We start from the raw sequence: 2,426 nt of genomic DNA, 5'->3' as shown, positions 1-2,426 counted from the left end.
GGCCACGGCCTCGTCGCTGCGCTCCGGGCTCCAGCGCACCTGCTTCTGCCCCAGCCCGCGGATGATCTCGATCTGTTCGACCGAGCCAATCTTGAAGCTGGAAAGCGGGAACGGGTGCGACATCCAGCCCAGGTCCAGATGAATGAACATCCCCACGCGCAAATCCTGAATCGCCACCATCGCTGTCATGTGCCTGTCCCTGTCCCTGTCACGGACCGCTGCGAAATGCGGTCCCGTCGGGCAGTAGATCGGCCAATGGCGGGCAGAACTTGAACCGGCAATGAACCGCTGGCGGGCAGGCTGCACAAACCCGCTGACCAAGGGGCTGGCCTCATTTCCTACAATCGCGGCATGACCGCCACGAATGCCGCCCCGTACACCCGCGCCCAGGCGCTGCCCGCGCTGCTGCGCCAGCGCATCGTGTTGATCGACGGCGCGATGGGCACGATGATCCAGCGCTACAAGCTGGGCGAAGCCGATTTCCGCAATGCCGCGCTGGCCGGGCACCCGAAAGACCTGAAGGGCAACAACGACCTGCTGGTGCTGACCCGGCCGGACGTGATCCGCGAGATCCACGACCAGTACCTGCAGGCCGGCGCGGACATGGTCGAGACCAACACCTTCGGCGCGACCAGCATCGCCCAGGAAGACTACGGCCTGGGCCACCTGGCGCGCGAGATGAACCTGGCCGCCGCCCGGCTGGCGCGCGAGGCCTGCGACGCGATCAGCACGCCCGAGCATCCGCGCTACGTGGCTGGCGCGCTCGGCCCGACGCCGCGCACCGCCAGCATCAGCCCCGACGTGAACGATGCCGGCGCCCGCAACGTGACTTTCGACGAACTGCGCGCCGCCTATTACGAGCAGGCCCAGGCGCTGATGGACGGCGGCTGCGACCTGTTCCTGGTCGAGACCATCTTCGACACGCTGAACGCCAAGGCCGCGATCTTCGCGCTGGACGAGCTGATGGAAGCCACCGGCGAGCGCCTGCCGGTGATCATCTCCGGCACCGTGACCGACGCCTCCGGCCGCATCCTCTCAGGCCAGACCGTGGGCGCCTTCTGGCACTCGGTGCGCCATGCGCGCCCGCTGGCCGTGGGCTTGAACTGTGCGCTGGGCGCGGCGCTGATGCGGCCGTACATCGAAGAGCTGAGCCGCATTGCCGGCGACACCTTCGTCAGCTGCTACCCGAACGCCGGCCTGCCCAACCCGATGAGCGACACCGGCTTCGACGAGACGCCGGACGTGACGGGCTCGCTGATGGGCGAATTCGCCAGGTCAGGCTTCCTGAACATTGTCGGCGGCTGCTGTGGCACCACGCCAGCGCACATCGCCGCCATCGCGCAGCAGGTCAAGAACTACCGCCCGCGGCATGTGCAGGACAAGCTGTTCAGCCCGCTGCTGAAAGAAGCCGCCTGAGCTGACGGCTGGCCCGCACGCTCAGCGGGCGACCGCCTGCACCGCCTGCAGGATCACCGCGGCCACTTCGGCCGGGCGCGACTGCTGCGGCACGTGGCTGGTCGGCAGCGTGGTCACGGTGGCGCCGATCTTCCTGGCCATCGCGCGCTCCAGGTCCGGGTCGATCATGCGGTCGTTGGCGCTGACGATGTACCAGGACGGGCGAGTCTGCCAGGCCGCCACGGTCGCCTTGTCGCCAAAGGCTTTGGCCTGGATGGCGCCCTGGGTGACCGCCATCACCGCGGCTTGCGCGGCCGGCACGTCCTGCGCAAAGTCCTCGGCCACGGCGGCCGGCGGCAGAGACAGGAAGCCTTGCGCGTCGGGCACCAGCTTGGCGATGCCGGGCGGCGTGGGGTAGCCCTGGCCCAGCTCGCCAGCGGCCTGACCCACGCTGGGGGCAAACGCGGCCACATAGACCAGCGCGCCGACCTTGTCGTTCACGCCGGCTTCGGTGATGACCTGGCCGCCCCAGGAGTGACCGACCAGCACCACCTTGCCCTTCTGGAGGGCCACCGCGCGCTGCGTGGCGGCCACGTCGCCGGCCAGCGATTCCAGGCCGTTCTGCACCGCGGTGACGTGCACGCCCTGGGCCTGCAGCAGCGGGATGACCTTGGCCCAGTCGGAGCCATCGGCAAAGGCGCCATGCACCAGCACGACGGAAGGCAGCTCGGCCGCCAGGGCCGGGGCGGTGCCGCCGATCAGACCGGCAGCGAGGGCGAGGGAAGAGAGCGCGAGACGGGTGTTCATGATGCGGTTCCGGTGAGGAGGTTAGAGTGCGCGTCGTTCTGAACGCGTGCCGTCAGTGTCGAAATTCCGGCGCATTTCCGGCATCGGTCGATTGACCGAGGCTGGCGCCCCTCCGCCGCATTCCGCTTCCCTCCCCCATGCCTGCCGATTCCCCTGTGGCCACCCCCGACGTGGCGGTCAGCGACGCCGTGCGCGCCTTCGCCTTCATCGGCGACCTCAGCATG

3 protein-coding genes are annotated in these 2,426 nt (G+C 69.0%); 1 reads left to right on the top strand and 2 read right to left on the bottom strand.

Going from position 1 to position 2,426, the window contains the following annotated elements; all coding sequences use genetic code 11:
- A partial coding sequence (locus FKP22_RS27360; protein ID WP_259372466.1) for a DUF3391 domain-containing protein occupies positions 1-180 on the bottom strand: 180 nt, incomplete at its 3' end.
- A 171-nt stretch (positions 181-351) separates the two neighbouring features.
- Here FKP22_RS27360 and FKP22_RS27355 point away from each other — a divergent pair.
- The gene (locus FKP22_RS27355) at positions 352-1,416 is read left to right on the top strand and encodes a homocysteine S-methyltransferase family protein (protein ID WP_141291108.1); all 1,065 of its coding nucleotides are present in this window, start codon (positions 352-354) and stop codon (positions 1,414-1,416) included.
- A gap of 21 nt (positions 1,417-1,437) precedes the next feature.
- Here the strand turns inward: FKP22_RS27355 and FKP22_RS27350 are convergent, their stop codons facing one another.
- On the bottom strand, positions 1,438-2,202 hold the full coding sequence (locus tag FKP22_RS27350) for an alpha/beta fold hydrolase (RefSeq protein WP_141291106.1): 765 nt from the start codon (positions 2,200-2,202) through the stop codon (positions 1,438-1,440).
- Positions 2,203-2,426: the final 224 nt, after the last annotated feature.

The organism is Ideonella azotifigens, from assembly GCF_006519715.1.
GTDB lineage: Bacteria > Pseudomonadota > Gammaproteobacteria > Burkholderiales > Burkholderiaceae_C > Ideonella > Ideonella azotifigens.
Note: the sequence above shows the minus strand (reverse complement) of the source record. Positions and strands in the feature narration are given on the sequence as shown.